The following is a 26,025-nucleotide window of genomic DNA, read 5'->3' as shown; positions in this document are numbered from 1 at the left end:
GTTCCGGTCCCCCACTCTGAAAAAAGGCGCCTCGTCATGGCTAAGGAAAAGTTTGAGCGTAACAAACCGCATTGCAACATTGGCACCATCGGCCATGTTGACCACGGTAAAACCACGCTGACCGCAGCGATCACCAAGCAGTTTTCGGACAGCTTCAAAGCGTATGACGAAATCGACGCGGCGCCCGAAGAAAAAGCACGCGGCATCACCATCTCAACAGCGCATGTTGAGTATGAGACTGAAGCCCGTCACTACGCTCACGTTGACTGCCCAGGTCACGCTGACTATGTGAAAAACATGATCACCGGTGCGGCCCAGATGGACGGCGCTATCCTGGTTGTGAACGCAGCTGACGGCCCGATGCCTCAGACCCGCGAGCACATCCTGCTCGGCCGTCAGGTGGGTATCCCTGCCATGGTCGTGTTCATGAACAAAGTGGACCAGGTTGACGATGACGAGCTGCTCGAGCTGGTTGAAATGGAAATCCGTGAGCTGCTGTCGTCCTACGACTACCCCGGCGACGACATTCCTGTGATTTCTGGTTCGGCTCTTGCCGCGCTGGAAGACCGTGACGACGCCATCGGCAAAGACAAAATTGCTGAGCTGATGAAAGCGGTTGACGAGTTCATCCCACAGCCACCACGTGCGATCGACGAGCCGTTCCTGATGCCAATCGAGGATGTATTCTCGATTTCCGGCCGCGGTACTGTTGTGACCGGCCGTGTTGAGCGTGGCGTTGTGAACGTGGGCGACGAGATCGAAATCGTTGGTATCCGTGACACGTCCAAAACCACCTGTACCGGTGTTGAAATGTTCCGCAAACTGCTTGACCGCGGTGAAGCTGGTGACAACATCGGCGCCCTGCTGCGCGGTGTGGACCGTGAAGGTGTTGAGCGTGGTCAGATCCTGTGTAAGCCTGGTTCGGTTACGCCGCACACCAAGTTTGAAGCAGAAGCCTATATTCTGACCAAAGACGAGGGTGGCCGTCACACGCCGTTCTTCGCCAACTACCGTCCCCAGTTCTACTTCCGTACAACTGACATCACCGGCACAGTTGTTCTGCCCGAAGGCACCGAAATGGTGATGCCTGGCGACAACCTGAAGTTCAACGTTGAGCTGATCGCGCCGATTGCGATGGAAGAAAAACTGCGCTTCGCGATCCGCGAAGGTGGCCGTACCGTCGGTTCCGGCGTTGTGTCCAAAATCATCGAATAATCAGAAGTTTCTGGTTGTTTTTTCGTAGGGTGGGCGTTAGTCCACCCTACAAGTATTTCAAGGTTCGATGTGGGGTGCGCAATGGTGCGTATTCGACCTCTCAACCTTAGCCGCGAAAGGCAATGACTATGAAGTCACAAAATATTCGCATCCGGCTGAAAGCTTTCGATTACCGTGTACTGGATGCCAGCACTCAGGAAATCGTTAACACAGCCAAACGCACCGGTGCTCACGTTCGTGGGCCTATCCCGCTGCCAAACAAGATTGAGAAGTTCACGGTTCTGCGTGGCCCTCACATCGACAAAAAATCCCGCGAGCAGTTCGAGATCCGTACGCACAAGCGTCTGCTCGACATCGTAGACCCGACTCCCCAGACTGTGGACGCGCTGATGAAGCTCGACCTGGCTGCCGGTGTTGACGTCGAGATCAAGGTTTAAGGAGGGCTATCTATGTTGCGCTCTGGTGTAATCGCAAAGAAAGTCGGCATGACCCGGCTTTTCATGGAAGACGGCAAACAGATCCCTGTAACCGTGCTCCATCTCGACAACCTGCAGGTCGTTGCTCAGCGTACAGCTGACAAAGACGGCTACTCGGCTGTTCAGCTGGGTGCAGGCAACGCGAAAGCTAAACGGACTTCTAAAGCCATGCGCGGCCACTTTGCCGCTGCTAATGTTGCGCCCAAGCGCAAGATTGCAGAATTCCGCGTGGATGCAGATAATCTGATTGGTGTTGGTGAAGAAATCACTGCTGACCATTATTTCGAAGGTCAGTTTGTGGATGTGTCCGGCACATCCATCGGTAAAGGTTTTGCCGGTGCGATGAAGCGTCACAACTTCAAAGGTCTGCGCGCCACACACGGTGTGTCGGTCAGCCACCGTTCGCACGGTTCTACAGGTCAGTGTCAGGATCCCGGTAAGGTTTTCAAAGGCAAGAAAATGGCCGGTCACATGGGTTCTGCCCGTGTAACCACACAGAACCTGCAAGTAATCAAGACTGACGCTGAGCGTGGTCTGGTTATGGTCAAAGGCGCCGTTCCCGGTTCCCGTGGCGGTTGGGTCACCATCAAAGACGCAGTGAAAAAACCCGTTCCTGAGAACGTGGTTCTGCCTGCGGGTCTGAAATCGGCCAAAGTTGAAGCGGTTGCTGAAGCACCTGCTGAAGGAGGCGCAGAATGAAACTTGATGTAATCAAGCTGGACGCTGGCAAAGCCGGCTCCATCGAACTCGCTGACGACATCTTTGGTCTGGAAGCCCGTGCGGACATTCTGCACCGTGTGGTCCGCTGGCAGCGTGCGCGCAAGCAAGCCGGTACTCACAAGGTGAAGACCCGCTCTGAGGTCAGCTACTCGACCAAGAAGATCTATCGTCAAAAAGGTACTGGTGGCGCGCGTCACGGTGCCCGTTCGGCTCCGATCTTCCGCGGTGGTGGTGTCTACAAAGGCCCGACTCCGCGCAGCCACGCCCATGATCTGACAAAGAAGTTCCGGGCTCTCGGCCTGAAACATGCTCTGTCCTCGAAAATGGCATCCGGCAATCTGGTGATCCTGGACGAAGCCACTCTGGCCGAAGCCAAGACCTCCGTGCTGGCAAAAGCTGTCAAAGAGAATGGCTGGAAGCGCGTGCTGATCATCGACGGTTCTGATGTGAATGAAAACTTCGCAACAGCTGCCGCCAACCTGAGCGGCGTCGACATTCTTCCGTCGATGGGTGCAAACGTATACGATATCCTCAAGCGTGACACTCTGGTGCTCACCAAAGCGGGTCTCGAAGCATTGGAGGCTCGACTGAAATGAGCGCTAAGGCAGAACATTACGATGTAATCCGCAAGCCAATCATCACCGAAAAAGCAACTATGGCATCTGAAAATGGTGCGGTTGTTTTCGAAGTGGCGATTGATGCCAACAAACCGATGATCAAAGAGGCGGTTGAAAACCTCTTTGGTGTAAAAGTGAAGGCGGTCAACACCTCCATCACCAAAGGTAAGGCAAAACGCTTCAAGGGCATGCTGGGCAAACGCAAAGACGTTAAAAAAGCCTATGTCACCCTCGAAGAAGGGAACACTATCGACGTCTCTACCGGACTCTGATAGTAAACGGCGAATCTCCTCGGCCCCGGGTATCCCCGGGGCCTTGGGCATTTTGAGACGGGGACCTTAGGGGCCCTGTACCATTGGCCACCTTCGGGGGGCTACACCGCGGAGACTGCTTTCAAACAAGCAGGTCTGCACAGCTAAACGGAAGACAGAAAGCATGGCACTCAAGTCGTATAAACCGACGACGCCAGGCCAGCGTGGGCTGGTTCTGATCGACCGTTCGGAGCTTTGGAAAGGACGTCCAGTCAAGGCCCTCGTAGAGGGTCTGACGAAAAAGGGCGGCCGGAACAACACCGGACGGATCACGATGCGCCGCAAAGGCGGCGGGGCGAAGCGTCTCTATCGTATCGTAGACTTCAAACGGAACAAGTTTGATGTAGCCGCAACCGTAGAACGTATTGAATATGACCCCAACCGGACCGCGTTTATCGCCCTGGTTAAATACGAAGACGGTGAGCAGGCTTACATCCTTGCTCCTCAGCGTCTGGCAATCGGCGACAAAGTTATCGCCAGCGCCAAAACCGACGTAAAACCGGGCAATGCGATGCCATTCTCGGGCATGCCGATCGGTACTATCGTACACAACGTTGAGCTTAAGCAGGGCAAGGGCGGCCAGATCGCACGTGCCGCTGGTACCTATGCTCAGTTCGTTGGTCGTGACGGTGGCTACGCACAGATCCGCCTGTCCTCGGGTGAACTTCGCCTGGTTCGTCAGGAATGCATGGCCACTGTTGGTGCCGTGTCCAACCCTGACAACGGCAACCAGAACTTTGGTAAAGCTGGTCGTAACCGCCACAAGGGCATCCGCCCGTCCGTACGTGGTGTTGTTATGAACCCGGTTGATCACCCCCACGGTGGTGGTGAAGGCCGGACATCCGGTGGTCGTCACCCAGTGACACCATGGGGCAAGCCCACCAAAGGTGCGAAAACCCGCAACAAGAAAAAGGCGTCCAGCAAGCTTATCATCCGCTCGCGTCACGCCAAGAAGAAGGGCCGTTAACACATGGCACGTTCTGTATGGAAAGGTCCTTTTGTTGACTCTTATGTCCTCAAGAAGGCTGAAGCTGCCCGCGACGCGGGTCGTCATGATGTGATCAAGATCTGGTCCCGTCGTTCCACCATCCTGCCCCAGTTCGTGGGTCTGACTTTTGGTGTGTACAACGGCCGGAAGCACATTCCTGTAAACGTCACAGAAGACATGATTGGTCAGAAGTTTGGTGAGTATTCGCCGACCCGCACCTATTATGGTCACGCTGCTGACAAAAAAGCGAAGCGGAAGTAAGCCATGAGCAAGGATAAAAATCCCCGCCGCGTGGCTGACAACGAAGCAATGGCGAAATCCAAAATGCTTCGTACGAGCCCGCAGAAACTGAATCTCGTGGCTCAGATGATCCGTGGCAAGAAAGTTGACCGGGCTCTGACCGATCTGACTTTCTCCAACAAGCGGATCGCTGCTGACGTGAAGAAATGCCTTCAGTCTGCAATCGCTAATGCTGAGAACAACCACAACCTGGACGTTGACGAGCTGATCGTTGCCGAAGCCTATGTGGGTAAAAACCTGACCATGAAACGCGGTCGTCCGCGGGCTCGTGGCCGGTTCGGCAAAATTCTGAAGCCGTTCGCAGAACTCACTATCCTGGTGCGTCAGATTGAGGAGCAAGCCTAATGGGTCAGAAAGTCAATCCTATCGGCATGCGTCTTCAGGTCAACCGTACCTGGGACAGCCGTTGGTATGCTGAAAGCAAAGATTTCGGTGATCTTCTTCTGGAAGATATCCGCATCCGCGAATTCATCAAAACCGAGTGTAAGCAGGCTGGCATCAGCCGTGTGATCATCGAACGTCCGCACAAAAAGTGCCGCGTTACGATCCACACTGCACGCCCTGGTGTTATCATTGGTAAAAAAGGCGCAGACATCGAAACTCTGCGCAAGAAAATTGCCACGATGACAGCAAGCGAACTGCACCTCAACATCGTTGAAGTGCGCAAGCCTGAGATGGACGCGCCCCTGGTGGCTGAATCCATCGCACAGCAGCTTGAGCGTCGTGTGTCTTTCCGTCGTGCTATGAAGCGCGCCGTACAGAACGCAATGCGTATGGGTGCCCTCGGTATCCGCGTCAACGTCGCTGGTCGTCTGGGTGGGGCTGAGATCGCGCGTACCGAATGGTACCGTGAAGGTCGCGTGCCGCTGCACACTCTGCGTGCGGACATCGACTATGCTCACGCCGAAGCTATGACGCCTTACGGCATCATTGGTATCAAAGTCTGGATCTTCAAAGGTGAAATCATGGAGCACGATCCGTCTGCTCGTGAGCGTCGCCAAGCTGAGCTCCAGGAAGGTCCCGCGCCCCGTGGCGCCGGCGGCCGTCGCTAAGGAGACCTGACAAATGCTTCAGCCAAAGCGTACAAAATTCCGCAAGCAGTTTAAGGGCAGCATCCGCGGCCTTGCTAAAGGCGGTTCGGATCTGAACTTCGGCACTTATGGTCTTAAGGCCACCCAGCCGGAACGTGTAACCGCACGTCAGATTGAGGCGGCTCGCCGCGCGATGACCCGTCACATGAAACGTCAGGGTCGTGTCTGGATCCGGATTTTCCCGGATGTACCTGTCACCTCGAAGCCAACCGAAGTCCGGATGGGTAAAGGTAAAGGGTCCGTCGATTTCTGGGCAGCCAAAGTAAAACCTGGCCGCATCATGTTTGAGATTGACGGCGTGTCCGAATCTGTGGCAAGGGAAGCGCTCCGTCTGGCAGCGATGAAATTGCCGGTGAAGACCCGCACCGTCGTTCGCGAAGACTGGTAAGAATTACCTGACCCCCGGCAGTTTGCCGGGGGTCAGACTTGTTAACCCACCAGGCAAAAGGTGACCTCTGGGGCCTTCTGGTGATTGAAAGGATCTGGCGATGAACGTCCAGGAATTGAACGACAAGACCCCTGATCAGCTCCGTGAGGCGCTGGCTGGTCTGAAAAAAGAGGCCTTTAACCTGCGCTTCCAGCAGGCCACTGGCCAACTCGAGAACACTGCTCAGATGCGCAACGTCCGCCGTGACGCTGCACGTGTGAAAACAGTGCTGAACCAAAAAGCTGCAGCAGCAGCTGAATAAAGGAGCCTGAAAGTATGCCCAAACGTATTCTGAATGGCACCGTGACCAGCGACGCCAACGAACAAACCATTACCGTGTCCGTTGAACGCCGTTTCACACATCCGGTTCTGAAGAAAACCATCCGTAAGTCCAAAAAATACCGGGCTCACGATGAACAGAACGCCTTCAAAATTGGTGACCTGGTCCGTATCCAGGAATGTGCACCAAAGTCGAAGACGAAACGCTGGGAAGTTCTCACCAACTAAGGTGAGCATTTTCCGGTTTGATCGAAACCCTGGGGCTTTCGTCTTGCAAATGCAGACGCCCCACAGGTCGGGAGAAACCGCATGATCCAGATGCAGACCAATCTCGATGTGGCTGACAACTCCGGCGCTCGCCGGGTTCAGTGCATTAAGGTTCTGGGTGGTTCCAAGCGTAGATACGCATCCGTAGGCGACATCATTGTCGTCTCGGTAAAGGAAGCCATTCCACGCGGTCGCGTAAAAAAAGGGGACGTCCGTAAGGCCGTCGTCGTACGCACTGCAAAACAAGTCCGTCGTCCAGACGGCACCGCAATCAAGTTTGACAGCAACGCTGCTGTGATCCTGAACAACAACAACGAGCCGGTAGGTACCCGTATCTTTGGCCCGGTTGTTCGTGAACTGCGCGCGAAAAACTTTATGAAGATCATCTCGCTCGCACCGGAGGTGCTGTAAGATGGCTGCTAAGTTGAAAAAAGGCGATAAAATCGTCGTGCTCACCGGCAAAGACAAAGGCAAACAGGGTGAAATCACCTCTGTGAACCCTTCTGCCGGTAAAGCAGTTGTGGAAGGCGTCAACGTCGCCATCCGTCACCAGCGTCAGTCGCAGGACTCGCAGGGCGGCCGTGTGCCAACCGCGATGCCTATCGCGCTGTCGAACCTGTCACTGCTCGACGCCAATGGTAAAGCAACCCGTGTTGGCTTCCGTATGGAAGACGACAAAAAGGTACGCTTCGCCAAGACCACGGGAGACGTGATCTGATGCTCGATACTGCAAATTACACCCCCCGTCTGAAGACAGTTTACAAAGACGTGATCCGCGCCGCGATGAAGGAAGAGTTTTCCTACAAAAACGACATGCAGATCCCACGTCTGGACAAAATTGTTCTGAACATTGGTTGTGGCGCCGCGGCTGTTCGTGACTCCAAAAAAGTGAAATCAGCTCAGCAAGACCTGACCCTGATCGCCGGCCAGCTGGCCGTTGTGAACAAGGCCAAGAAATCGATCGCTGGTTTCCGCGTCCGTGAAGAAATGCCTCTGGGGACCAAAGTGACCCTGCGTGGCGAGCGGATGTACGAGTTTCTCGACCGTCTGATCACAGTTGCAATGCCCCGTATCCGCGACTTCCGCGGCATATCGGCAAAGAGCTTTGATGGCCGTGGCAACTATGCCATGGGTGTTAAAGAGCACCTTGTATTCCCAGAAATCGACTTTGATAAAGTTGATGAAAACTGGGGCATGGACATTGTTATTGCCACCACCGCGAAGACCGACGCGGAAGCGAAAGCGCTGTTGACTGGTTTCAACATGCCTTTCACTAGCTGATCGCGGGAGGAAAATTAGATATGGCTAAGAAATCCATGGTCGCGCGCGAAGTGAAGCGTCAGCAACTGGTGGCAAAGTTTGCTACTAAACGTGCTGCGCTGAAAGAAATCGCAAACGACAAAGACAAGCCAATGGAAGAGCGTTTTAAAGCGCATCTGAAACTGGCGAAACTGCCGCGCAATTCATCTGCGACCCGGCTGCACAATCGTTGTCAGCTTACCGGTCGTCCACACGCTTACTATCGTAAGCTTAAAGTTTCGCGGATCATGCTGCGGGAACTGGGCTCTAATGGCCTGATCCCTGGTATGGTCAAGTCGAGCTGGTAAGGAGGGTATAGAGAATGAACGATCCTCTCGGTGATATGCTCACACGTATCCGCAACTCGCAGATGCGTGGCAAGTCCACAGTGATGACTCCTGCGTCCAAGCTTCGTGCCTGGGTTCTGGATGTCCTCAAGGACGAAGGCTACATCCGCGGCTATGAAGCCAAGACCGATGTCAACGGACATCCGGCTCTTGAAATCAGCCTCAAATATTACGAAGGCACTCCTGTCATTCGCGAAGTCAAGCGGGTCTCCACCCCTGGTCGTCGTGTTTACATGGGCGTCAAAGACATCCCGTCGGTCCGTCAGGGCCTGGGTGTGTCGATTGTCTCTACACCTAAAGGTGTGATGTCGGACGCAAGCGCACGCGCAGCCAATGTTGGCGGCGAAGTGCTCTGCACCGTCTTCTAAGGAGGTCTGTAATGTCTCGTATTGGTAAGAAACCGGTCGAGCTGCCCGCAGGTGTTTCCGCATCTGTGTCCGGCCAGGCCATCGAAGTTAAGGGTCCCAAAGGGGTTCTGAGCTTCAAAGCGACCGACGACGTAACACTCTCGGTTGAAGACAATGCTGTGTCGATCACACCTCGTGGTTCGTCAAAGCGTGCTCGTCAGCAGTGGGGCATGTCCCGTACCTGCATTCAGAACCTTGTGACCGGCGTCACCGTCGGTTTCAAGAAAGAGCTTGTGATTACAGGTGTTGGTTATCGTGCTGCGCTTCAGGGCTCCGTCCTGAAACTGGCTCTCGGTTACTCGCATGATGTATTGTTTGATGTGCCTGAAGGGATCACGATCACGGTTGCTAAACCGACTCAGATCGCCGTTGAAGGCATTGATTCGCAGCTCGTCGGACAAGTCGCGGCCAACATCCGCGAATGGCGCAAACCAGAGCCCTACAAAGGCAAAGGCATTGCGTACAAAGGCGAGTATATCTTCCGTAAGGAAGGCAAGAAGAAGTAAGGACGACCAAGATGGCAAACAGCAAAAGAGACCTGTTCCTCAAGCGTCGTCTGCGCGTGCGGAACAAACTGCGGAAAACAGCGGATGGGCGTGCCCGTCTCTCTGTACACCGTTCAAACAAGAACATCAGCGTTCAGCTGATCGACGACGTGAATGGCGTTACACTCGCATCTGCCTCCACACTGGAGAAAGATCTGGGCGTAGTCGGCAAGAACAACGTCGATGCAGCCACCAAAATTGGTGCTGCGATTGCGGAACGTGCGAAAAAAGCCGGCGTCGAAGAGTGCTACTTCGACCGGGGTGGCTTCCTCTTTCACGGCAAAGTGAAGGCCTTGGCCAACGCTGCGCGTGAAGGCGGCCTGAAGTTCTAAGGAGACGATAGAATGGCAAGAGAAGACAAACGCCGGGACCGTCGCGATCGCGACGAAACCCCGGAATTCGCCGATCGTCTCGTAGCGATCAACCGTGTGTCGAAAACCGTTAAGGGTGGTAAGCGCTTTGGCTTTGCTGCTCTGGTGGTTGTCGGCGATCAGAAGGGCCGTGTCGGCTTCGGTAAAGGCAAAGCGAAAGAGGTCCCTGAGGCCATTCGCAAAGCCACCGAGCAGGCAAAACGTCAGATGATCCGCGTACCTCTGCGTGAAGGTCGTACACTGCACCACGATATCGAGGGCCGTCACGGCGCTGGTAAAGTGGTCATGCGTACTGCCCCACAGGGTACTGGTATCATCGCCGGTGGTCCGATGCGTGCGGTATTCGAGATGCTCGGTATCCAGGACGTTGTTGCGAAGTCGCTTGGCTCGCAGAACCCCTACAACATGATCCGGGCCACTCTCGACGGTCTGAAAAAAGAAGCCAGCCCCCGTTCGGTGGCACAGCGTCGCGGTAAGAAGGTTGCAGATATTCTGCGTAAGCCTGAAGCCGATGTCGACGTTGCGGCTGAAGCATAAGGAGACGTCATCATGGCAAAAACCATCGTCGTCAAACAGATCGGTTCTCCGATCCGCCGCCCACAGGACCAGCGCGCTACGCTGATCGGCCTGGGTCTGAACAAAATGCATCGTGTACGGGAACTGGAAGATACGCCTTCCGTTCGCGGCATGATCCGCAAGATCTCTCACATGGTAGAGATCGTCGAAGAACGCGGTTAAGGCCCGGGGCAACCCGACCTGATGCAGACATAAAGGCGCCCCGCAGCAATGTGGGGCGTTTTTTCTATGTTTGGCTGTTTACTGTGAGCGAGGTGTCGGCGGTGGCCAGGCTGGCTGCCACGCTCAGACAGGGCAGGGGGCAAGGCAAGTCCTGTCGGAGAGCAGCCGTAGCACGCGGTCTCAGAAACATAACGTGCGGTGCACTTTGCGTAGCTCCTCCCAGTTTGATATGATAATGCCGATTCAACAGTCGGGTTTTCACGGGACTACCCGGCCCAACAGCCCGATTTCCTCGAGTTACAGGACAACGTCTCAATGACAGCCAACAACCGCATCGTTCTTTCCAGCGACCATGCCGCGATCCCGCTTCGACAGGTGATTGCCGATCATATTGCGGCGCGGGGCTGGGAAGTGGTCGATATCGGGCCCACATCACCTGAAAGCACACATTACCCCAAGCATGGCGAAGCGGCGGCGCGGCGAGTCGCGACCGGCGATTGCCGGCTGGGCATCATTCTGTGCGGCACAGGCCAGGGCATCATGATGGCGGCGAACAAGATAAAAGGCATCCGCTGCGGCGTCTGTGCCGATGCATTCTCGGCCGGCATGATCCGCCAGCACAACGATGCCAACATGCTGGCGTTGGGCGCCCGCGTGATCGGCGAAGGTCTGGCGCTTGAGATCGTGGACGGGTTTTTGAATGCCGAGTTCGAGGGCGGCCGGCACGCCATGCGGGTGGAGATGATCAACGCGCTGGAAGGGTAGAACTGCTCATCGGGGCTGCTCTGGCGGTATCTCTTTAACCCGAAAGAGCCATGATCACGGGTAATTTGTGAGTTGCCCGATCCCCAACCATCACCTGACCCCTGCGCGGATCATCGCCGTTCATGAGTCCTGAACCAGGCTTCGTTATCAGTGCGCCTGCTCAGGCCTCACCCAACACCCTTGATCCTGCGCTGCAACGCGTCTATACGCAGCCAGTGGCCTTTTGGGGGCACAGAATCAATATGCAAAAGCCGTGTTTGATCTTCCGTCGCTGGGGGTCAGTTCCGGCAAAGGAGTAGCGACATGAAATTGAATGAACTGCACGACAACCCAGGTGCAACAAAATCCCGCAAACGCGTTGGCCGTGGTCCTGGGTCCGGCACCGGTAAAATGGGTGGCCGTGGTATCAAAGGTCAGAAATCCCGTTCGGGTGTGGCGATCAAAGGGTTTGAAGGCGGTCAAATGCCTTTGTACCAGCGTCTTCCAAAACGTGGTTTCACCAAACCAAACCGGAAGAAATATGCTGTTATCAACCTGGGTCTGATCCAGAAATTCGTTGAAGCCGGCAAAATCGACGCATCTGCAGAGATCAACGAAGACGTGCTGGTCGCTTCCGGTGTTATCCGCCGCAAGCTGGACGGTGTGCGTGTTCTCTCCAAAGGTGAAGTCACATCCAAGCTGACACTGAACGTCACCGGCGCTTCCAAATCGGCTGTTGAAGCTGTTGCAAAAGCCGGCGGTTCGCTTTCTGTGGCGGCTGCGGCAGAATAAGGACTTGTGAGAGCGGCTCCGGCCCCTTACATCTTCTTCTAGTTTTCCAAATGCCGCCGTCGGGAAACCGTACGGCGGCGTTTTTTATATGAAAGAGACTGCGAATGGCTTCAGCAGCGGAACAAATGGCGGCGAATATGAGCTGGGGCACCCTCGGGAAAGCCACAGAACTTCGTCAGCGAATTTTTTTCACCATCGGACTTTTGATCGTTTACCGTCTGGGGACTTATCTCCCGGTTCCTGGTATTGATGCAGGTGCGTTGCGCGAATTTATGCAACAGGCGTCCAGTGGCATTGGCGGCATCCTGTCGATGTTCACCGGCGGTGCACTTGGTCGCATGGGCATCTTTGCGCTTGGCATCATGCCCTATATTTCGGCCTCTATTATCGTTCAGCTGATGACGGCGATGGTTCCCAAGCTGGAACAGCTGAAAAAAGAAGGCGAGCAGGGCCGCAAGAAGATCAACCAGTACACCCGCTTTGGTACGGTGTTCCTGGCGATGTTCCAGGCCTACGGTCTGGCGGTCAGCCTCGAAGCCGGCGATCTTGTGGCCGATCCTGGCTGGTATTTCCGCGCTGCGACTGTTGTGACGCTCGTTGGCGGCACCATGTTCCTGATGTGGCTTGGTGAGCAGATCACCGCCCGCGGTATCGGCAACGGCATTTCGCTGATCATCTTTGTTGGCATCGTTGCTGAAATTCCCAGCGCTCTGGCGCAGTTCCTGGCCTCTGGCCGTTCTGGTGCGATCAGCCCTGTGGTGATTATCCTGGTACTTGTAATGGTGGTCGGGGTGATAGGGTTTGTGGTCTTTATGGAGCGCGCGCTGCGCAAGATCCATATCCAGTACCCGCGCCGTCAGGTGGGCATGAAAGTCTATGACGCCGGCTCCAGCCATCTGCCGATCAAAGTGAACCCTGCCGGTGTGATCCCTGCGATTTTCGCCAGCTCACTGCTCTTGCTGCCGACCACGCTGGCGACGTTCTCTGGTTCTGACACTGGTCCGGTGCTGTCGACTATCCTGGCCTACTTTGGGCCCGGCCAGCCGCTGTACCTGCTGTTCTTCACTGTGATGATCGTCTTCTTCGCCTATTTCTATACCGCGAATGTGGCGTTCAAAACTGAAGACGTGGCGCAGAATCTGAAGAATCAGAACGGTTTTGTTCCGGGCATCCGTCCTGGCAAGAAGACCGAAGAATATCTCGACTACGTTGTGGCACGGATCCTGGTGATCGGCTCCGCTTACCTGGCCGCGGTTGCGCTGCTGCCTGAGATCCTGCGGTCCCAGTTTGCGATCCCGTTCTACTTTGGCGGGACATCGGTGCTGATCGTTGTGTCTGTGACTATGGATACCATCCAGCAGGTTCAGTCACATTTGCTGGCCCACCAGTATGAAGGGCTGATCGAGAAGTCACAATTGCGGGGCAAAGGCAAGAAGCGCGGCAAAAAAGGGGCGGGCAGAAAATGAATATTATCCTTCTCGGCCCACCTGGCGCCGGCAAAGGCACTCAGGCACGCCGGTTGGTTGAAGAGCTGGGCATGATCCAGCTCTCGACCGGCGACATGCTGCGAGAGGCCAAATCAAGCGGCACTGAAATGGGGCTCAAAGTGGCGGCCGTCATGGACGCCGGGGAATTGGTGACGGACGAGATCGTCATCGGTCTGATCGACGAGAAAATCCGTTCCGATACCGGCGCTGGTTTTATCTTTGACGGTTTTCCCCGCACCCTGGCTCAGGCGGATGCCCTGGCCGAGCTGCTGTCGCGCAACGGGGCGACGCTGGATGCGGTGATTGAGATGCGCGTCGATGATGCGGCTTTGGTCAAGCGGATCTCCGGTCGCTACACCTGTGGCACGTGCGGCGAGGTCTATCACGACGAGACCCGCCCCTCCGCTGTTGACGGTGTCTGCGACAATTGCGGCGGCACCGACATGAAGCGCCGTGCCGATGACAATGCGGATGCGCTGAAAACCCGGCTGATGGAATATTACAAAAAGACCTCACCGCTGATCGGCTATTATTATGCCAAAGGTGATCTGACCCCGGTCAACGGGCTGGCGGATATCGAAGATGTCGCCAAGTCAATCAAGCTCGCTTTACGCTAAATTTGCCCGGCCCCTTGACGGGGCTGGGATATCTCCGTAATGCAACACATCCCCTCTGGGGAATCGGATAAAGTGGGGTCGCACCTCGCAAAATCCACTTCATTGAATTCAGCTACGGCCCGTAGGAAATTCCTTCGGGCCTGCGTTGTGAAAAAAGGTTCCGGAACTACGGAATCGCAACGAAAGGAAGAGACACGTGGCACGTATTGCCGGCGTTAACCTGCCGACCTCTAAACGCGTACCTATCGCCCTGACTTATATCACGGGTATCGGTACAACATCTGCAGAAGCAATCTGCGAAGCTGTAAGTATCGACGTCACCCGCCGTGTTAACGAGCTGGCCGACACTGAAATTCTGGCGATCCGCGAGCATATCGACGCAAACTACGCCGTTGAAGGCGACCTGCGTCGTGAAACTCAGATGAATATCAAGCGCCTGATGGATCTTGGTTGCTACCGTGGCCTGCGTCACCGTCGTAACCTGCCTGTCCGTGGTCAGCGTACTCATACAAACGCACGTACTCGCAAAGGCCCTGCACGGGCTATTGCTGGTAAGAAGAAGTAAGGGAGGGTTCTGATCAATGGCACGCGATAAATCCCGCACGAAGAAAAAAGAGCGTAAGAACATTGCCGCAGGCGTGGCACATGTGAACAGCTCGTTCAACAACACCAAGATCCTTATCTCTGACGTTCAGGGAAATGCGATTGCCTGGTCTTCCGCCGGTACAATGGGTTTCAAAGGGTCGCGTAAATCGACTCCTTATGCTGCTCAGATGGCTGCTGAAGACGCTGGTAAAAAAGCGCAGGAACATGGTCTGAAAACACTGGAAGTCGAAGTTCAGGGTCCTGGTTCGGGCCGTGAATCCGCACTTCGCGCTTTGGCTGCAATTGGCCTGAACATCACATCGATCCGTGACGTTACTCCAATGGCACACAACGGCTGTCGTCCGCCTAAGCGCCGCCGCGTTTAAGTTTTACGATTTGCACGGGCTGCGTTTTGGCGCGGCCCGTGTCTGGCATTTTTAACCTCGGGCGTCTTCCGCTTACGGACATGGGCGAAAGACAGGTATGGAGGCTAACGCATGATCCACAAGAATTGGGCAGAGCTCATTAAGCCGCAGCAACTGGACGTTAAACCAGGCAATGATCCTGCGCGTCAGGCAACAGTTGTCGCGGAGCCGCTGGAACGCGGTTTCGGCCTGACACTGGGCAATGCGCTGCGTCGCATTCTGTTGTCATCGCTGCAGGGTGCTGCGATCACAAGCGTTCAGATCGACAATGTTCTGCACGAGTTTTCGTCTGTTCCCGGTGTACGTGAAGACGTGACCGATGTGATCCTGAACCTGAAAGGTGTCGCGATCCGCATGGAAGTCGAAGGCTCCAAACGTCTGTCCATCTCGGCCAAAGGCCCGATGGTTGTGACGGCTGGCGACATTTCGGAATCCGCTGGGATCGAGATCCTGAACAAAGATCACGTGATCTGTCACCTGGATGACGGTGCCGATCTGTTCATGGAGCTGACTGTGAACACCGGCAAAGGTTATATCTCTGCCGAGAAAAACAAGCCGGAAGACGCGCCCATCGGTCTGATTCCGATCGATGCGATCTATTCGCCTGTGACCAAAGTGTCTTATGACGTGCAGCCCACCCGTGAGGGCCAGGTGCTGGATTATGATAAGCTGACACTGAAGCTGGAAACAGACGGATCGGTGACACCTGAGGACGCCGTGGCCTATGCGGCGCGCATCCTGCAGGATCAACTGTCGATCTTCGTGAACTTTGATGAGCCTGAGTCGGCTAGTCGTCAGGAAGAAGATGACGGTCTCGAGTTTAACCCGCTTCTGCTGAAGAAGGTTGACGAGCTTGAACTGTCGGTCCGCTCCGCAAACTGCCTGAAAAACGACAACATCGTTTACATCGGCGATCTGATCCAGAAGACCGAAGCAGAAATGCTGCGGACGCCGAACTTCGGCCGCAAGTCTCTGAACGAGATCAAAGAAGTGCTTTCGGGCATGGGCCTGCACCTCGGCATGGATGTCGAAGAATGGCCACCAGAGAACATCGAAGACCTGGCGAAGAAATTCGAAGACCAGTTCTGAGATTTGGGGGCTGCGTGAGCGGCCCCCTGAATGCCCGGACCGCCGGGGAATGAATGGGCGCGAGCCCCAAGGAGAGTGGCCTACACGCATGGGCCGCCAGACAAAGCAAAAACAAATACTTTAGGAGATGACAATGCGTCACGCAAAAGGCTACCGCCGCCTCAATCGCACCCATGAGCACCGTAAAGCTCTGCTGTCGAACATGGCCGGCTCGCTCATCGAGCATGAGCAGATCAAAACAACCGTGCCCAAAGCCAAAGAACTTCGTCGTTACATCGAGAAGCTCATCACGCTGGGCAAACGCGGCGACCTGCACGCCCGCCGTCAGGCGGCTTCGCAGCTGAAAGAAGACAAGGACGTTGCAAAACTGTTCGAAGTCCTCGGCCCGCGTTATGCTGAGCGTCAGGGTGGTTATGTCCGCGTTCTGAGAGCCGGTTTCCGGTATGGTGACATGGCTCCGATGGCGATCATCGAATTCGTTGAACGCGATGTTTCTGCCAAAGGCGCGGCTGATCGCGCTCGTCTGGAAGCGGAAGAAGCTGCAGAATAAGTGTCGGGCTGCTTGCGGTCGGAATGATAAGAAAACCCCGTCTCTGGCGGGGTTTTTTGCATTTTGAGTCGCAATTGTGCGACAATCTGCTCTGACGTCAGCATTGCAATTGCTGACGTTGACGGGCATCTTGATCAAACCTTCGGGAACAACTCGCTGGGGTACTGGCGGCAATGCAGCGGCTAAATTGGGTTTAACCAAATTGCATGCTGCTCGTTGTAAAATGCAGCGAACCAATTTACCGTTGATTCGGATTATAGATTGGCAACTTCAAGTAGAGCAGAGACGCGGCAATATCAAAAGTGAATACAATGTCCAGGACCACTGAATTAGAGACCCTGTTCGGCAGGCTGGAAGAGATGTCGCCTTGTGGTTTTTCGGCCGGGCTGCATATTCGCTTTGCGGCGCCACTGGTTTACCGGCGAACCTATGATCCCGCCTGGACCACCAAATATGATGAAAATGTTTTTGCGCTGAGAGATCCGCTGGTCTTTTGGGGTCTGGGCACGCGCGGGGCGACACGCTGGAGTGAAATCAAGCTTCCGGATCCGTTTAACATCATCGGCCAGGCGAAAGAGCATGGGCTGCTCTTTGGTGCTGTTGTTTCCTGTGGTCCGATCAAATCACGTTCCATTATTGGTGTGGCGCGGGATGACCGGGAGTTCAGTGACGGTGAGATCAAAGAATTAGAAATATTAACCCATGCTTTGCACGTAGCTGCTGAGCCTCCGACAAATCTGACGGATGCGCAGACAGAGGCGTTGCGCCTTATTGCCGAAGGGGACCGGCATACTGCCGCAGCAGCAAAGCTTGGGATTTCAGAAAGTGCATTAAAAGCGCGCCTCAGTTCAGCACGGGTCCGATTAGGCGCCCGAACGACATCTGAGGCGCTTAAAAAAGCGCGGGAATACAGGTTTTTGTAGAGTGGTGGCCCACCCCCTCCGGTTTGTTTCAACACAACCGCCTGGAGGCACCTATGCAAGTCACAACACTTTCCTTCGATAACCTGCACAAACACGGTGAATTGTTCGCCAACATGCTGCGCGCACGTCACAATACATTTATTGAGCGCAACAACTGGGATCTGCCCCATGTCGATGGCATGGAATATGATCAATATGACACCCCGGCCAGCCGCTGGATTGCGGTGCATGAGTTTGGCGAGGTGCTGGCGGGGGTCCGTTTGACCCCGACGACGGCGCGATGTGGCATCTATACCTATATGATCCGGGACGCGCAGCGTGGGTTGCTCGACAGTATTCCGGCAAACCTGCTGGATCATGAGGCGCCGGTGGCCGGACATGTCTGGGAAAGCAGCCGCGTTTTTGTCTCTCACAATGTGCCTGCCAAACAGCGTCTGCGGGTGCAGATCAGTCTGATTGCGGAAATGGTGAAATCGGCGCGGGAACTGGGGGCGACCTCGGTTCTGGGGCTGATCCCGGAGCATTCCCCCCGGCTGGCGCGGCGCACCGGCATTGATTGCCAGCCTGCGGGGCCGGTGCTGGACATCGGTGGGTCCCGCTCAGTCTGTGTCGACATCAATCTGACGTCGAAACTGCACTGAGAACCCGGCATTGCCCGCTGTAGCCATCTGGCGGGCAATAATGGCTTTCACCCTCTGCATGGGGCGGATAAGTTCGCCCCATGGCAGATCTTTTTGAAACACCTTCGACTTCCCTTGCAAACGCCGCAGGAACGCCGGCAGCCCCACGCCCGCTGGCGGATCGTTTGCGGCCGCAAGCGCTGCGTGAGGTGATCGGGCAGCAACAAATCCTTGGGCCGGAGGCACCACTCGGGGTGATGCTGGCGTCAGGGGCGCTCAGCTCTCTGGTGCTCTGGGGGCCGCCCGGTGTTGGTAAAACCACCATCGCCCGCCTGCTCGCTGCGGAAACCGACCTGCATTTCATCCAGCTCAGCGCGATCTTCACCGGGGTGCAGGAACTGCGCAAAGTGTTCGAATCGGCGAAGATCCGGCATCAGAACGGCCAGGGTACCCTGTTGTTTGTGGACGAGATCCACCGCTTCAACAAAGCGCAGCAGGACGGGTTTCTGCCCTATATGGAAGACGGCACCATTCTGCTGGTGGGTGCCACCACGGAAAACCCCTCGTTTGAGCTGAACGCCGCGTTGCTGAGCCGGGCCCAGGTATTGGTGCTGGAGCGGCTGTCGGAAGCTGAGCTGGAGCAGCTCTGTGCCCGGGCCGAGACCGAGTTGGGCCTGGAGCTGCCCCTGACCGCTTCGGCGCGCTCAGCACTGTTTGAAATGGCAGACGGCGACGGCCGCACTTTGCTGAACCTCGTTGAGCAGGCGGCCGGCTGGCGTGTTGCTGCACCGCTGGAACGCGAAGCGCTGACCAAACGGCTGATGCGGCGCGCGGCCAAATACGACAAGTCGGGCGAAGAGCATTACAACCTGATCTCCGCCCTGCACAAATCGATCCGCGGCTCGGATCCGGATGCGGCGCTGTATTGGTTTTGCCGCATGCTGGAAGGCGGCGAGGACCCCAGGTACTTGTCGCGGCGTCTGTTGCGTATGGCGGTGGAAGATATCGCGCTTGCTGACCCTCAGGCGCAGTCCATCTGTCTGCACGCCTGGGAGACTTATGAGCGGCTGGGCTCGCCCGAAGGCGAACTGGCGCTGGCCCAGGCGGTGATCTATCTGGCGCTGGCCCCCAAAACTAACGCGGGGTATGTGGCCTATAAAACTGCTCGTGCCGCGGCGCGCAAGTCGGGCTCAGCGCCGCCACCCAAACATATCCTGAATGCGCCGACCCAGATGATGCAGGATCAGGGCTATGGCAGCGGCTATTCTTATGATCACGACGCGGAAGACGGCTTTTCGGGACAAAACTATTTCCCGGATGGTATGAACAGACCACAGTTTTATGCCCCGGTGGAGCGCGGATATGAGCGGGATCTGAAGAAACGGGTCGACTATTTCGCCAAACTGCGCGCAAAACGCCAGGATGGTTGACAAGCGGCCTCCCAGCCCGCAGGAGACACGCTGACCCTTTTACAGGTGGAGATATCGCATGAGCGGCGTGCAGAAAATAACCGTAGACGAGAACGAAAGTGACCAACGGCTGGATCGTTGGATGCGCCGCCATTTCCCGCATCTGGGGCAGGGGGCAATTGAAAAGCTGTGCCGCACGGGCGAGATCAAAGTGGACGGTGTCAAAGGCAAGCCAAACACCCGGGTGGTGCCTGGCAATCTGATCCGCATCGCGCCGCTGCCCGAACCGGGCGAACGCCCGGCACCCTTGCCGGCCCGGATCAAAAAGGCCGATGTGGCGATGATCCAGGCGACGGTGATCTACCGCGATGACGACATCATCGTGCTGAACAAACCTTCGGGTCTTGCCACCCAGGGCGGCTCTGGGCAGTCGCGCCATGTGGACGGCCTCGCCGAAGCACTGCGCTTTGGCTATGAAGAAAAACCACGCCTTGTGCACCGGCTCGACAAAGACACTTCCGGCATTCTGGTGCTGGGGCGCACCCAGCGGGTGACAACCGCACTGACCGCCGCTTTCCGCCACCGGGAGACCCGCAAAATCTACTGGGCCGCCGTGGGCGGTGTGCCACATCCAAAAATGGGCTCGCTGAAATGGGGCCTGGTGAAAGCACCGGGTCACGGCAAGGGCGGTGAGGGCGAAAAGATGCACTGTGTGCATCCGCGCGATGTGAACAGCACCTATGGCGCCAAACGCGCCCACACCGACTATGCGACCCTGTCCGCGCTCGCCCGCCGGGCAGCCTGGGTGGCGCTGGTGCCGATCACCGGCCGCACCCACCAGCTGCGTGCCCATATGGCCGAGCTCGGTCATCCGATCATCGGCGATGGCAAGTACGGTGGCTCGGGCCAGGAAAATCTGGGCGACGGCTGGGGTGCGCGCCTTGGCGGTGACATGAGCAACAAGCTGCATCTTCATGCGCGTTCGCTGACCATTGAACATCCGCGCACAAAAAAGCTGGTGACCTTTGTGGCGCCGTTATCAAAGCATATGGCCGACACGTGGTCGATGTTTGACTGGCGCGAGAACGAGGTGCCGGCGGATCCGTTCGAGGACGAGCTGTGAGCGCAGCGCTGCGGCTGGTGATCTTTGACGTCGATGGCACGCTCGTCGACAGTCAGGATTTTATTGTTGCAGCGATGGAGCAGGCCTTTGCCTCAGAAGGCCTGCAGGCGCCAGAGCGCGGCGAGATCCTGTCGATTGTCGGTCTGTCGCTGGACGAGGCCGTAGGACGGCTCTCCGGCGGTTTACGGGTTGCGGCCATCGTGGCGGCCTACCGGGGCGCCTTTCTGAAGCTGCGACAGGCAAAGACCGAACCGCTGTATCCAGGCGTGCCGGAGATGCTGGCGGAACTGGCAAAGGACGAGACCCTGTTGCTTGGCGTTGCCACCGGCAAGGCGCGCCGGGGGCTTGATCATATCCTGGACACCTATAATTTAAGACAGTTTTTTGTCACCAGCCAGGTGGCGGATGACCATCCGTCCAAGCCCAACCCGTCGATGGTGGACGCCTGTCTGCGCGATACCGGGGTTGCGGCTGCCAATACGGTTATCATTGGCGACACGGTCTATGACATTGAAATGGGCCGTGCTGCCGGCATCAGACGCATTGGTGTCAGCTGGGGCTATCACCCGGCAGAGGATCTGATCGCAGCGGGTGCTGCCCGCGTGGTTGATGAGGTGAAGGCGCTGCCAGCGGCGATCGCAGCGCAATGGGAGACTTGAGATGAGTGACTGGAAAACAAAACGGTTCTGGAAAGAAGCCAGCGTCAGTTCTGAGGACGGCGGTTTTGGAGTGCGGCTGGATGGCCGGCCGCTCAGAACCCCGGCAAAAGCCGTTTTGTTGGTGCCGAGCCGGGGCATGGCGGCGGCGATTGCGGCAGAGTGGGATGCCCAGGAAAAACGAATCACCCCCGAATCAATGCCGGTCACCAGGGGCGCAAACGCTGCGATCGACAAGGTGGCGAATCAGCGCAGGGAAGTCGCAGATATGTTGGCCGCTTATGGCGACAGTGACCTGCTTTGTTACCGTGCCGAGGCGCCACAGAGTCTGGTGGATCGTCAGGCGGCGACCTGGAACCCATTGCTGGATTGGGCTGAAACGGCCCTTGGTGCCCGCCTGCAGACCAGAACCGGGGTGATACACGCACCACAGGCACCAGAGGCGCTGAAAGCCCTGTCAGATCATACGCATAGGCTAACTAATTTTGAGCTTGCCGGTTTTCATGATCTGGTAGCGCTATCGGGGTCTTTGATCCTCGGTTTTGCTGTTTTCCGCAATCAGGGCGCGGTCTCAGAAATCTGGAAAAAGTCGCAACTGGATGAACAATGGCAGGCAGAGCGTTGGGGGCGGGATGAAGAGGCCGGGGTTCTGGCGGAAAAAAAGAGGCAAGCTTTTGTAAATGCTGCACTTTTTGTCACTCTGCTTTCGGCCTGAGCCGGGTGGAGCTACTGCATCCAAAGCGTGTATTGGTCTGAATTTACCTTGGGGAAGCAATTCGATTTATTGATCGTGCACTTGACGTTTCTGAATGAATCTAATCAAACTCTTCTACAGTGCGAAGGACTTAAACCTTTGCACTCCAAAATACCGGCCCGGACAGGGTCGGATGAACCGCCAAATAAATGGCGGAAATTCAGGAAGAGGTAAAAATGAAAAAAACCGTATTTCTTGGTGCACTGACCGTAGCCAGCTTTGCTGCTGGCCTCGCATCAGCCGGCACGCTCGAAGATGTTCAAGCACGCGGCAAACTGAACTGTGGTGTGACCACCGGCCTGACCGGCTTTGCTGCTCCCGATGCAAACGGCGTCTGGAACGGCTTTGACGTCGCAATTTGTCGCGCTGTTGCTGCCGCAGTTCTCGGTGACGGGGCTGCTGTAGAGTTCACACCTACAACCGGTCAGACGCGCTTTACCGCTCTGGGTTCGGGTGAGATCGACGTTCTGGCACGCAACACCACGTGGACATTTTCCCGTGATGTTGACCTCAAGTTCGAATTTGCCGGCGTCAACCTCTATGACGGTCAGGGCTTCATGGTCCCCAAAGACCTGGGCGTGTCGTCCGCAAAAGATCTTGATGGCGCAACTGTTTGCATTCAGACCGGTACCACAACTGAGCTGAACCTGGCCGATTTCTTCCGCGCCAATAACATCAGCTACGAGCCTGTGCCGATTGAAACCAACGCAGAAGCACAGCAGCAGTACCTTGCCGGTGCCTGTGACGTGTACACAACAGACGCTTCTGGTCTGGCCGCAACACGTGCGACCTTTGAAAACCCGGGCGATCACATTGTTCTGCCGGAAATCATTTCCAAAGAGCCACTCGGTCCGCTTGTACGCCACGGCGACAACGAATGGGGTGATATTGTGCGCTGGACGCTCAACACTCTGATCGTTGCTGAAGAGCTGGGCGTTTCGTCTGCCAATGTCGAAGAACTGGCCAAGGGCACCAACAATCCGGAAGTGAACCGTATGCTGGGCACCGAAGGCAACCTGGGCGAACAGCTCGGTCTGTCGGCTGACTGGGCCAAGAACATCATCATGGCGGTTGGCAACTATGGTGAAGTCTTTGAGCGCAACATCGGCGAAACGACACCGATTGGTCTTGCTCGCGGTCTGAACGCACAGTGGAAAGACGGCGGCCTGCTCTATGCACCGCCCTTCCGCTAAGATCTGATACTTGTAGGGCGCGGCTTCGGTCGCGCCCTACTTACATACGACACAATAATAAACAGACGGGTGAAAATGCACCTGTCGGACGCATTGGGCTGCGTCTGAAACTCGGGGAGCGTCAGTCATGACGACACTTAGCGATCCTCACCAGGATTCGTTTAAACTGAGCCAGCTGATTTACGATTCGCGTTACCGTTCCATGACCATCCAGGCTGTCGCACTTGCTGCGTTTGTTCTGGCTCTGGGCTGGCTGGTAAACAACGCCGTCGTCAATCTCGCCGCGGCTGGGAAAGACTTCAACTTCTCTTTCCTCAGTGTGCGCGCTGGCTATGATATCAACCAACGTCTTGTCGAATATTCGTCAGACTCTGACCATTTACGCGCCGCGTATGTCGGGCTGCTCAACACGCTTCTGGTGGCGTTTATGGGCTGTATCCTGGCGACCATTGTCGGCGTGGCGGCGGGCGTGCTGCGTCTGTCGCACAACTGGATCACAGCCAAAATAATGACGGTTTATGTGGAGAGTTTCCGCAATATTCCGGTTCTGCTGTGGATCATCGCTTTTTTCGCGGTTCTGACGGAATCCACCCCAGCGCCAAAGGCGTTCAGGGGGGCCGAACCTGAAGCAACCATGTGGCTGAATGACGCGGTCGCAGTGACCAACCGCGGGACTTATATCCCTGCACCGGTCTGGGGCGATGGCTCCTGGGTTGTTGTAGTGACCTTCTTCCTGTCGCTTGCCGCAATCGTCTTTTTTGGCCGCTACGCCCAAAAGCGTTTTGAACGCACCGGGCTGAGCCTGCCGACCTTCCGGATTAAACTGGCGATCTTCGCCGTCCCTGCGGTTCTGGTTTTCTTTGTGATGGGCTCGCCCATCGGCCTGGAATATCCGGCGCTGAAAGGGTTTAACTTCAGAGGCGGCTTTCATGTCCGCAACTCCCTGATTGCATTGTGGCTGGCGCTGTCTTTCTACGCCGGTGCATTCATCGCGGAAAATGTGCGTGCTGGTATTCTCGCTGTGTCCAAAGGACAGACAGAAGCTGCTTATGCGCTTGGTCTGCGTCCGGGTAAGACGATGAATCTGGTGGTTCTGCCGCAGGCGCTGCGGGTGATCATTCCACCGATGATTTCCAACTACCTGAACCTGACCAAAAACACTTCGCTGGCAATTGCGGTGGGTTACATGGATCTGCGCGCCACCCTGGGTGGCATCACGCTGAACCAGACCGGGCGTGAGCTGGAAGCAATGATGATGATGATGCTGATCTATCTGGTCATTTCATTGTGCATTTCTTCGGCGATGAACGTCTACAATAAATCAGTCATGCTGAAGGAGCGATGAGATGACAAATTCTGCTTCACATGACCACGCATATGTCCGTGATGAAATGCTGTCCGAGATGGCGCCCCCTCCAGGCGAAACTGGGCTGGTTCACTGGCTGCGCGATAATATGTTTTCAAGTGTCAGCAATGGTTTACTGACACTCGTAGCCCTTTATGCAATTTACGCGATGCTGGCGGCGGTGCTGCCCTGGATGGTACTGGGGGTCTGGAACGCAGGTTCGCTGAGTGAATGCCGCGAGATCCTCGCGGCGAAATATGGCGACACAGATTATGCCTGTTGGGCGGTTCTGAGCGAACGCTGGAAACAGCTGCTGTTTGGCTTCTATCCGCAGGATCTGTACTGGCGTCCGGTCCTGGCGTTGGTGCTGTTGTTTGTGGCGCTTGCGCCGCTGCTGTTTGATCATCTTCCACGTAAGTTGTTGATCTTTTCGGCGCTTTATCCTTTCGTGATGTATCTGCTGGTCTGGGGCGGCTCGGTCTGGGTTCCCCTGTCCGTGATCGCGGGATTTGCCATCGGCTATTTCGCCTCAAAGATCATCACCCCTGTCGCCGGTGGCCTTGCGGGCACGATTGCCTTGTTCCTGGCGCCGGTGATCTGGTGGTTGTTCCTGGCCGGTCCAATAGCCGGGCTGTTTGAGGATATCATCCCGCTGTCAATTGAAGCAGTGAAATCCAAGACCATTGGCGGTTTCATGATTTCGATCGTGATCGGCCTGTCGGGCATCGCCCTGTCACTGCCAATTGGCGTCGTGCTGGCGCTGGGTCGCCAGTCTGACCTGCTGATCGTGAAATCGATTTGTGTCGGTTTCATCGAGTTCATCCGCGGCGTTCCGCTGATCACTCTGTTGTTTACCGCTTCGCTTCTGTTGCAGTACTTCCTGCCCAAAGGCACCAATTTTGACATCGTCTTGCGCGTGATCATCATGGTGACCCTGTTTGCGTCCGCTTATATGGCGGAAGTGATCCGGGGCGGGCTGGCGGCGCTGCCACGGGGCCAGTATGAGGCCGCAGACGCGCTGGGGCTGACCTATTGGCAAGCGCAGAAGCTGATCATCATGCCGCAGGCGCTCAAAATCTCGATTCCCGGGATTGTGAACACGTTCATCGGGCTGTTCAAAGACACCACTCTGGTCATTTTCATCGGTATTTTTGACATACTGGGTCTGACCGGCGCCATCCGGGCCTCTACCGAATGGAACGGCATCTACTGGGAACTGTTCATCTTTGTCGCGGTGGTCTTCTGGGTCTGCTGTTTCTCGATGTCCCAATACTCTCAATGGCTGGAGCGTAAGCTTCGCACCGACCACGTCTAA

General features: G+C 56.1%; 38 protein-coding genes. All 38 read left to right on the top strand.

The features are described 5' to 3' along the window. Nucleotides 1-36 precede the first annotated feature (36 nt). The 38 genes from tuf to DWA01_RS06345 all read left to right on the top strand — a co-directional run bounded on the left by tuf (nt 37) and on the right by DWA01_RS06345 (nt 26,025). Nucleotides 37-1,215 carry an elongation factor Tu gene (gene tuf, locus DWA01_RS06530; RefSeq protein WP_114285036.1) on the top strand — a complete coding sequence of 393 codons (1,179 nt, stop codon included), beginning with the start codon at nt 37-39 and terminating at the stop codon, nt 1,213-1,215. Between the two features lie 128 nt (nt 1,216-1,343). After that, on the top strand, nt 1,344-1,652 hold the full coding sequence (gene rpsJ, locus DWA01_RS06525; protein ID WP_114285035.1) for a 30S ribosomal protein S10: 309 nt from the start codon (nt 1,344-1,346) through the stop codon (nt 1,650-1,652). Between the two features lie 12 nt (nt 1,653-1,664). Then, nucleotides 1,665-2,390, top strand: a complete 726-nt coding sequence (gene rplC / locus DWA01_RS06520) for a 50S ribosomal protein L3 (protein ID WP_114285034.1) — start codon at nt 1,665-1,667, stop codon at nt 2,388-2,390. Further along, nucleotides 2,387-3,007 (top strand): 50S ribosomal protein L4, encoded by a 621-nt coding sequence (gene rplD / locus DWA01_RS06515; RefSeq protein ID WP_114285033.1) that lies wholly within the window; start codon nt 2,387-2,389, stop codon nt 3,005-3,007. Before rplC ends, rplD begins: the two co-directional genes overlap by 4 nt. After that, nucleotides 3,004-3,300, top strand: coding sequence for a 50S ribosomal protein L23 (locus DWA01_RS06510; RefSeq protein WP_114285032.1), 297 nt, complete (start codon nt 3,004-3,006; stop codon nt 3,298-3,300). The genes rplD and DWA01_RS06510 overlap by 4 nt, the downstream gene beginning before the upstream one ends. 163 nt (nt 3,301-3,463) lie before the next feature. Further along, nucleotides 3,464-4,306, top strand: coding sequence for a 50S ribosomal protein L2 (gene rplB / locus DWA01_RS06505; protein ID WP_114285031.1), 843 nt, complete (start codon nt 3,464-3,466; stop codon nt 4,304-4,306). Nucleotides 4,307-4,309: 3 nt separating this feature from the next. Next, entirely contained in the window at nt 4,310-4,588 is a 279-nt protein-coding gene (gene rpsS / locus DWA01_RS06500) for a 30S ribosomal protein S19 (protein WP_114285030.1), read from the top strand. 3 nt (nt 4,589-4,591) lie between these two features. Further along, nucleotides 4,592-4,972: a 50S ribosomal protein L22 gene (gene rplV, locus DWA01_RS06495; protein ID WP_114285029.1), complete on the top strand. Its 381-nt coding sequence runs from the start codon at nt 4,592-4,594 to the stop codon at nt 4,970-4,972. Further along, the gene (rpsC, locus tag DWA01_RS06490; RefSeq protein ID WP_114285028.1) at nt 4,972-5,679 is read left to right on the top strand and encodes a 30S ribosomal protein S3; all 708 of its coding nucleotides are present in this window, start codon (nt 4,972-4,974) and stop codon (nt 5,677-5,679) included. Before rplV ends, rpsC begins: the two co-directional genes overlap by 1 nt. 13 nt (nt 5,680-5,692) lie before the next feature. Next, entirely contained in the window at nt 5,693-6,106 is a 414-nt protein-coding gene (rplP, locus tag DWA01_RS06485; protein ID WP_114285027.1) for a 50S ribosomal protein L16, read from the top strand. Between the two features lie 100 nt (nt 6,107-6,206). Beyond that, nucleotides 6,207-6,407, top strand: coding sequence for a 50S ribosomal protein L29 (gene rpmC / locus DWA01_RS06480; RefSeq protein ID WP_114285026.1), 201 nt, complete (start codon nt 6,207-6,209; stop codon nt 6,405-6,407). A 14-nt stretch (nt 6,408-6,421) separates the two neighbouring features. Then, entirely contained in the window at nt 6,422-6,652 is a 231-nt protein-coding gene (gene rpsQ, locus DWA01_RS06475) for a 30S ribosomal protein S17 (protein ID WP_114285025.1), read from the top strand. A gap of 81 nt (nt 6,653-6,733) precedes the next feature. Continuing rightward, on the top strand, nt 6,734-7,102 hold the full coding sequence (gene rplN, locus DWA01_RS06470) for a 50S ribosomal protein L14 (protein WP_114285024.1): 369 nt from the start codon (nt 6,734-6,736) through the stop codon (nt 7,100-7,102). A gap of 1 nt (nt 7,103) precedes the next feature. Next, on the top strand, nt 7,104-7,409 hold the full coding sequence (gene rplX, locus DWA01_RS06465) for a 50S ribosomal protein L24 (protein WP_114285023.1): 306 nt from the start codon (nt 7,104-7,106) through the stop codon (nt 7,407-7,409). Continuing rightward, complete coding sequence (gene rplE, locus DWA01_RS06460) at nt 7,409-7,972, top strand: 50S ribosomal protein L5 (protein WP_114285022.1); 564 nt, start codon at nt 7,409-7,411, stop codon at nt 7,970-7,972. The genes rplX and rplE overlap by 1 nt, the downstream gene beginning before the upstream one ends. A 20-nt stretch (nt 7,973-7,992) precedes the next feature. Beyond that, nucleotides 7,993-8,298, top strand: coding sequence for a 30S ribosomal protein S14 (rpsN, locus tag DWA01_RS06455; protein WP_114285021.1), 306 nt, complete (start codon nt 7,993-7,995; stop codon nt 8,296-8,298). Between the two features lie 14 nt (nt 8,299-8,312). Then, nucleotides 8,313-8,705, top strand: a complete 393-nt coding sequence (gene rpsH, locus DWA01_RS06450; protein ID WP_114285020.1) for a 30S ribosomal protein S8 — start codon at nt 8,313-8,315, stop codon at nt 8,703-8,705. An 11-nt stretch (nt 8,706-8,716) separates the two neighbouring features. After that, nucleotides 8,717-9,250, top strand: coding sequence for a 50S ribosomal protein L6 (gene rplF / locus DWA01_RS06445; RefSeq protein WP_114285019.1), 534 nt, complete (start codon nt 8,717-8,719; stop codon nt 9,248-9,250). An 11-nt stretch (nt 9,251-9,261) separates the two neighbouring features. After that, nucleotides 9,262-9,621, top strand: a complete 360-nt coding sequence (gene rplR / locus DWA01_RS06440) for a 50S ribosomal protein L18 (RefSeq protein WP_114285018.1) — start codon at nt 9,262-9,264, stop codon at nt 9,619-9,621. A gap of 12 nt (nt 9,622-9,633) precedes the next feature. After that, complete coding sequence (gene rpsE / locus DWA01_RS06435; RefSeq protein WP_114285017.1) at nt 9,634-10,197, top strand: 30S ribosomal protein S5; 564 nt, start codon at nt 9,634-9,636, stop codon at nt 10,195-10,197. 12 nt (nt 10,198-10,209) lie between these two features. Further along, on the top strand, nt 10,210-10,398 hold the full coding sequence (gene rpmD / locus DWA01_RS06430) for a 50S ribosomal protein L30 (RefSeq protein ID WP_114285016.1): 189 nt from the start codon (nt 10,210-10,212) through the stop codon (nt 10,396-10,398). A gap of 315 nt (nt 10,399-10,713) precedes the next feature. Continuing rightward, a complete protein-coding gene (gene rpiB / locus DWA01_RS06425; RefSeq protein ID WP_114285015.1) occupies nt 10,714-11,163 on the top strand; it encodes a ribose 5-phosphate isomerase B in 450 nt (149 codons plus the stop codon). 303 nt (nt 11,164-11,466) lie between these two features. Next, entirely contained in the window at nt 11,467-11,934 is a 468-nt protein-coding gene (gene rplO / locus DWA01_RS06420) for a 50S ribosomal protein L15 (protein ID WP_114285014.1), read from the top strand. 104 nt (nt 11,935-12,038) lie between these two features. Continuing rightward, a complete protein-coding gene (gene secY, locus DWA01_RS06415) occupies nt 12,039-13,400 on the top strand; it encodes a preprotein translocase subunit SecY (protein ID WP_114285013.1) in 1,362 nt (453 codons plus the stop codon). Next, a complete protein-coding gene (locus tag DWA01_RS06410) occupies nt 13,397-14,038 on the top strand; it encodes an adenylate kinase (protein ID WP_114285012.1) in 642 nt (213 codons plus the stop codon). The genes secY and DWA01_RS06410 overlap by 4 nt, the downstream gene beginning before the upstream one ends. A 196-nt stretch (nt 14,039-14,234) precedes the next feature. Further along, nucleotides 14,235-14,603 (top strand): 30S ribosomal protein S13, encoded by a 369-nt coding sequence (gene rpsM, locus DWA01_RS06405; RefSeq protein WP_114285011.1) that lies wholly within the window; start codon nt 14,235-14,237, stop codon nt 14,601-14,603. A gap of 16 nt (nt 14,604-14,619) precedes the next feature. Next, nucleotides 14,620-15,009 (top strand): 30S ribosomal protein S11, encoded by a 390-nt coding sequence (gene rpsK / locus DWA01_RS06400; protein ID WP_114285010.1) that lies wholly within the window; start codon nt 14,620-14,622, stop codon nt 15,007-15,009. A 111-nt stretch (nt 15,010-15,120) separates the two neighbouring features. Further along, a complete protein-coding gene (locus DWA01_RS06395) occupies nt 15,121-16,137 on the top strand; it encodes a DNA-directed RNA polymerase subunit alpha (RefSeq protein WP_114285009.1) in 1,017 nt (338 codons plus the stop codon). A gap of 133 nt (nt 16,138-16,270) precedes the next feature. Next, complete coding sequence (gene rplQ / locus DWA01_RS06390) at nt 16,271-16,687, top strand: 50S ribosomal protein L17 (protein ID WP_114285008.1); 417 nt, start codon at nt 16,271-16,273, stop codon at nt 16,685-16,687. A gap of 311 nt (nt 16,688-16,998) precedes the next feature. Further along, nucleotides 16,999-17,610 carry a helix-turn-helix transcriptional regulator gene (locus tag DWA01_RS06385; RefSeq protein ID WP_114285007.1) on the top strand — a complete coding sequence of 204 codons (612 nt, stop codon included), beginning with the start codon at nt 16,999-17,001 and terminating at the stop codon, nt 17,608-17,610. 53 nt (nt 17,611-17,663) lie between these two features. Next, complete coding sequence (locus DWA01_RS06380) at nt 17,664-18,251, top strand: acyl-homoserine-lactone synthase (protein ID WP_114285006.1); 588 nt, start codon at nt 17,664-17,666, stop codon at nt 18,249-18,251. Between the two features lie 80 nt (nt 18,252-18,331). Continuing rightward, entirely contained in the window at nt 18,332-19,660 is a 1,329-nt protein-coding gene (locus DWA01_RS06375) for a replication-associated recombination protein A (protein ID WP_114285005.1), read from the top strand. 58 nt (nt 19,661-19,718) lie between these two features. Then, on the top strand, nt 19,719-20,762 hold the full coding sequence (locus tag DWA01_RS06370; protein WP_114285004.1) for an RluA family pseudouridine synthase: 1,044 nt from the start codon (nt 19,719-19,721) through the stop codon (nt 20,760-20,762). Next, nucleotides 20,759-21,421 carry an HAD-IA family hydrolase gene (locus DWA01_RS06365; protein WP_114285003.1) on the top strand — a complete coding sequence of 221 codons (663 nt, stop codon included), beginning with the start codon at nt 20,759-20,761 and terminating at the stop codon, nt 21,419-21,421. The genes DWA01_RS06370 and DWA01_RS06365 overlap by 4 nt, the downstream gene beginning before the upstream one ends. A 1-nt stretch (nt 21,422) precedes the next feature. Next, on the top strand, nt 21,423-22,133 hold the full coding sequence (locus tag DWA01_RS06360; protein WP_114285002.1) for an ATP12 family chaperone protein: 711 nt from the start codon (nt 21,423-21,425) through the stop codon (nt 22,131-22,133). 215 nt (nt 22,134-22,348) lie between these two features. After that, nucleotides 22,349-23,365: an amino acid ABC transporter substrate-binding protein gene (locus DWA01_RS06355; protein WP_114285062.1), complete on the top strand. Its 1,017-nt coding sequence runs from the start codon at nt 22,349-22,351 to the stop codon at nt 23,363-23,365. Nucleotides 23,366-23,492: 127 nt separating this feature from the next. Further along, on the top strand, nt 23,493-24,710 hold the full coding sequence (locus DWA01_RS06350; protein ID WP_114285001.1) for an amino acid ABC transporter permease: 1,218 nt from the start codon (nt 23,493-23,495) through the stop codon (nt 24,708-24,710). Between the two features lies 1 nt (nt 24,711). After that, the gene (locus DWA01_RS06345; protein WP_114285000.1) at nt 24,712-26,025 is read left to right on the top strand and encodes an amino acid ABC transporter permease; all 1,314 of its coding nucleotides are present in this window, start codon (nt 24,712-24,714) and stop codon (nt 26,023-26,025) included.

This window comes from Candidatus Halocynthiibacter alkanivorans (genome assembly GCF_003333265.1).
In the GTDB taxonomy this organism is placed as follows: Bacteria; Pseudomonadota; Alphaproteobacteria; order Rhodobacterales; family Rhodobacteraceae; genus Halocyntiibacter_A; species Halocyntiibacter_A alkanivorans.
The sequence above is the reverse complement of the archived record's forward strand: the minus strand, read 5'-3'. Positions and strand labels throughout refer to the sequence as shown.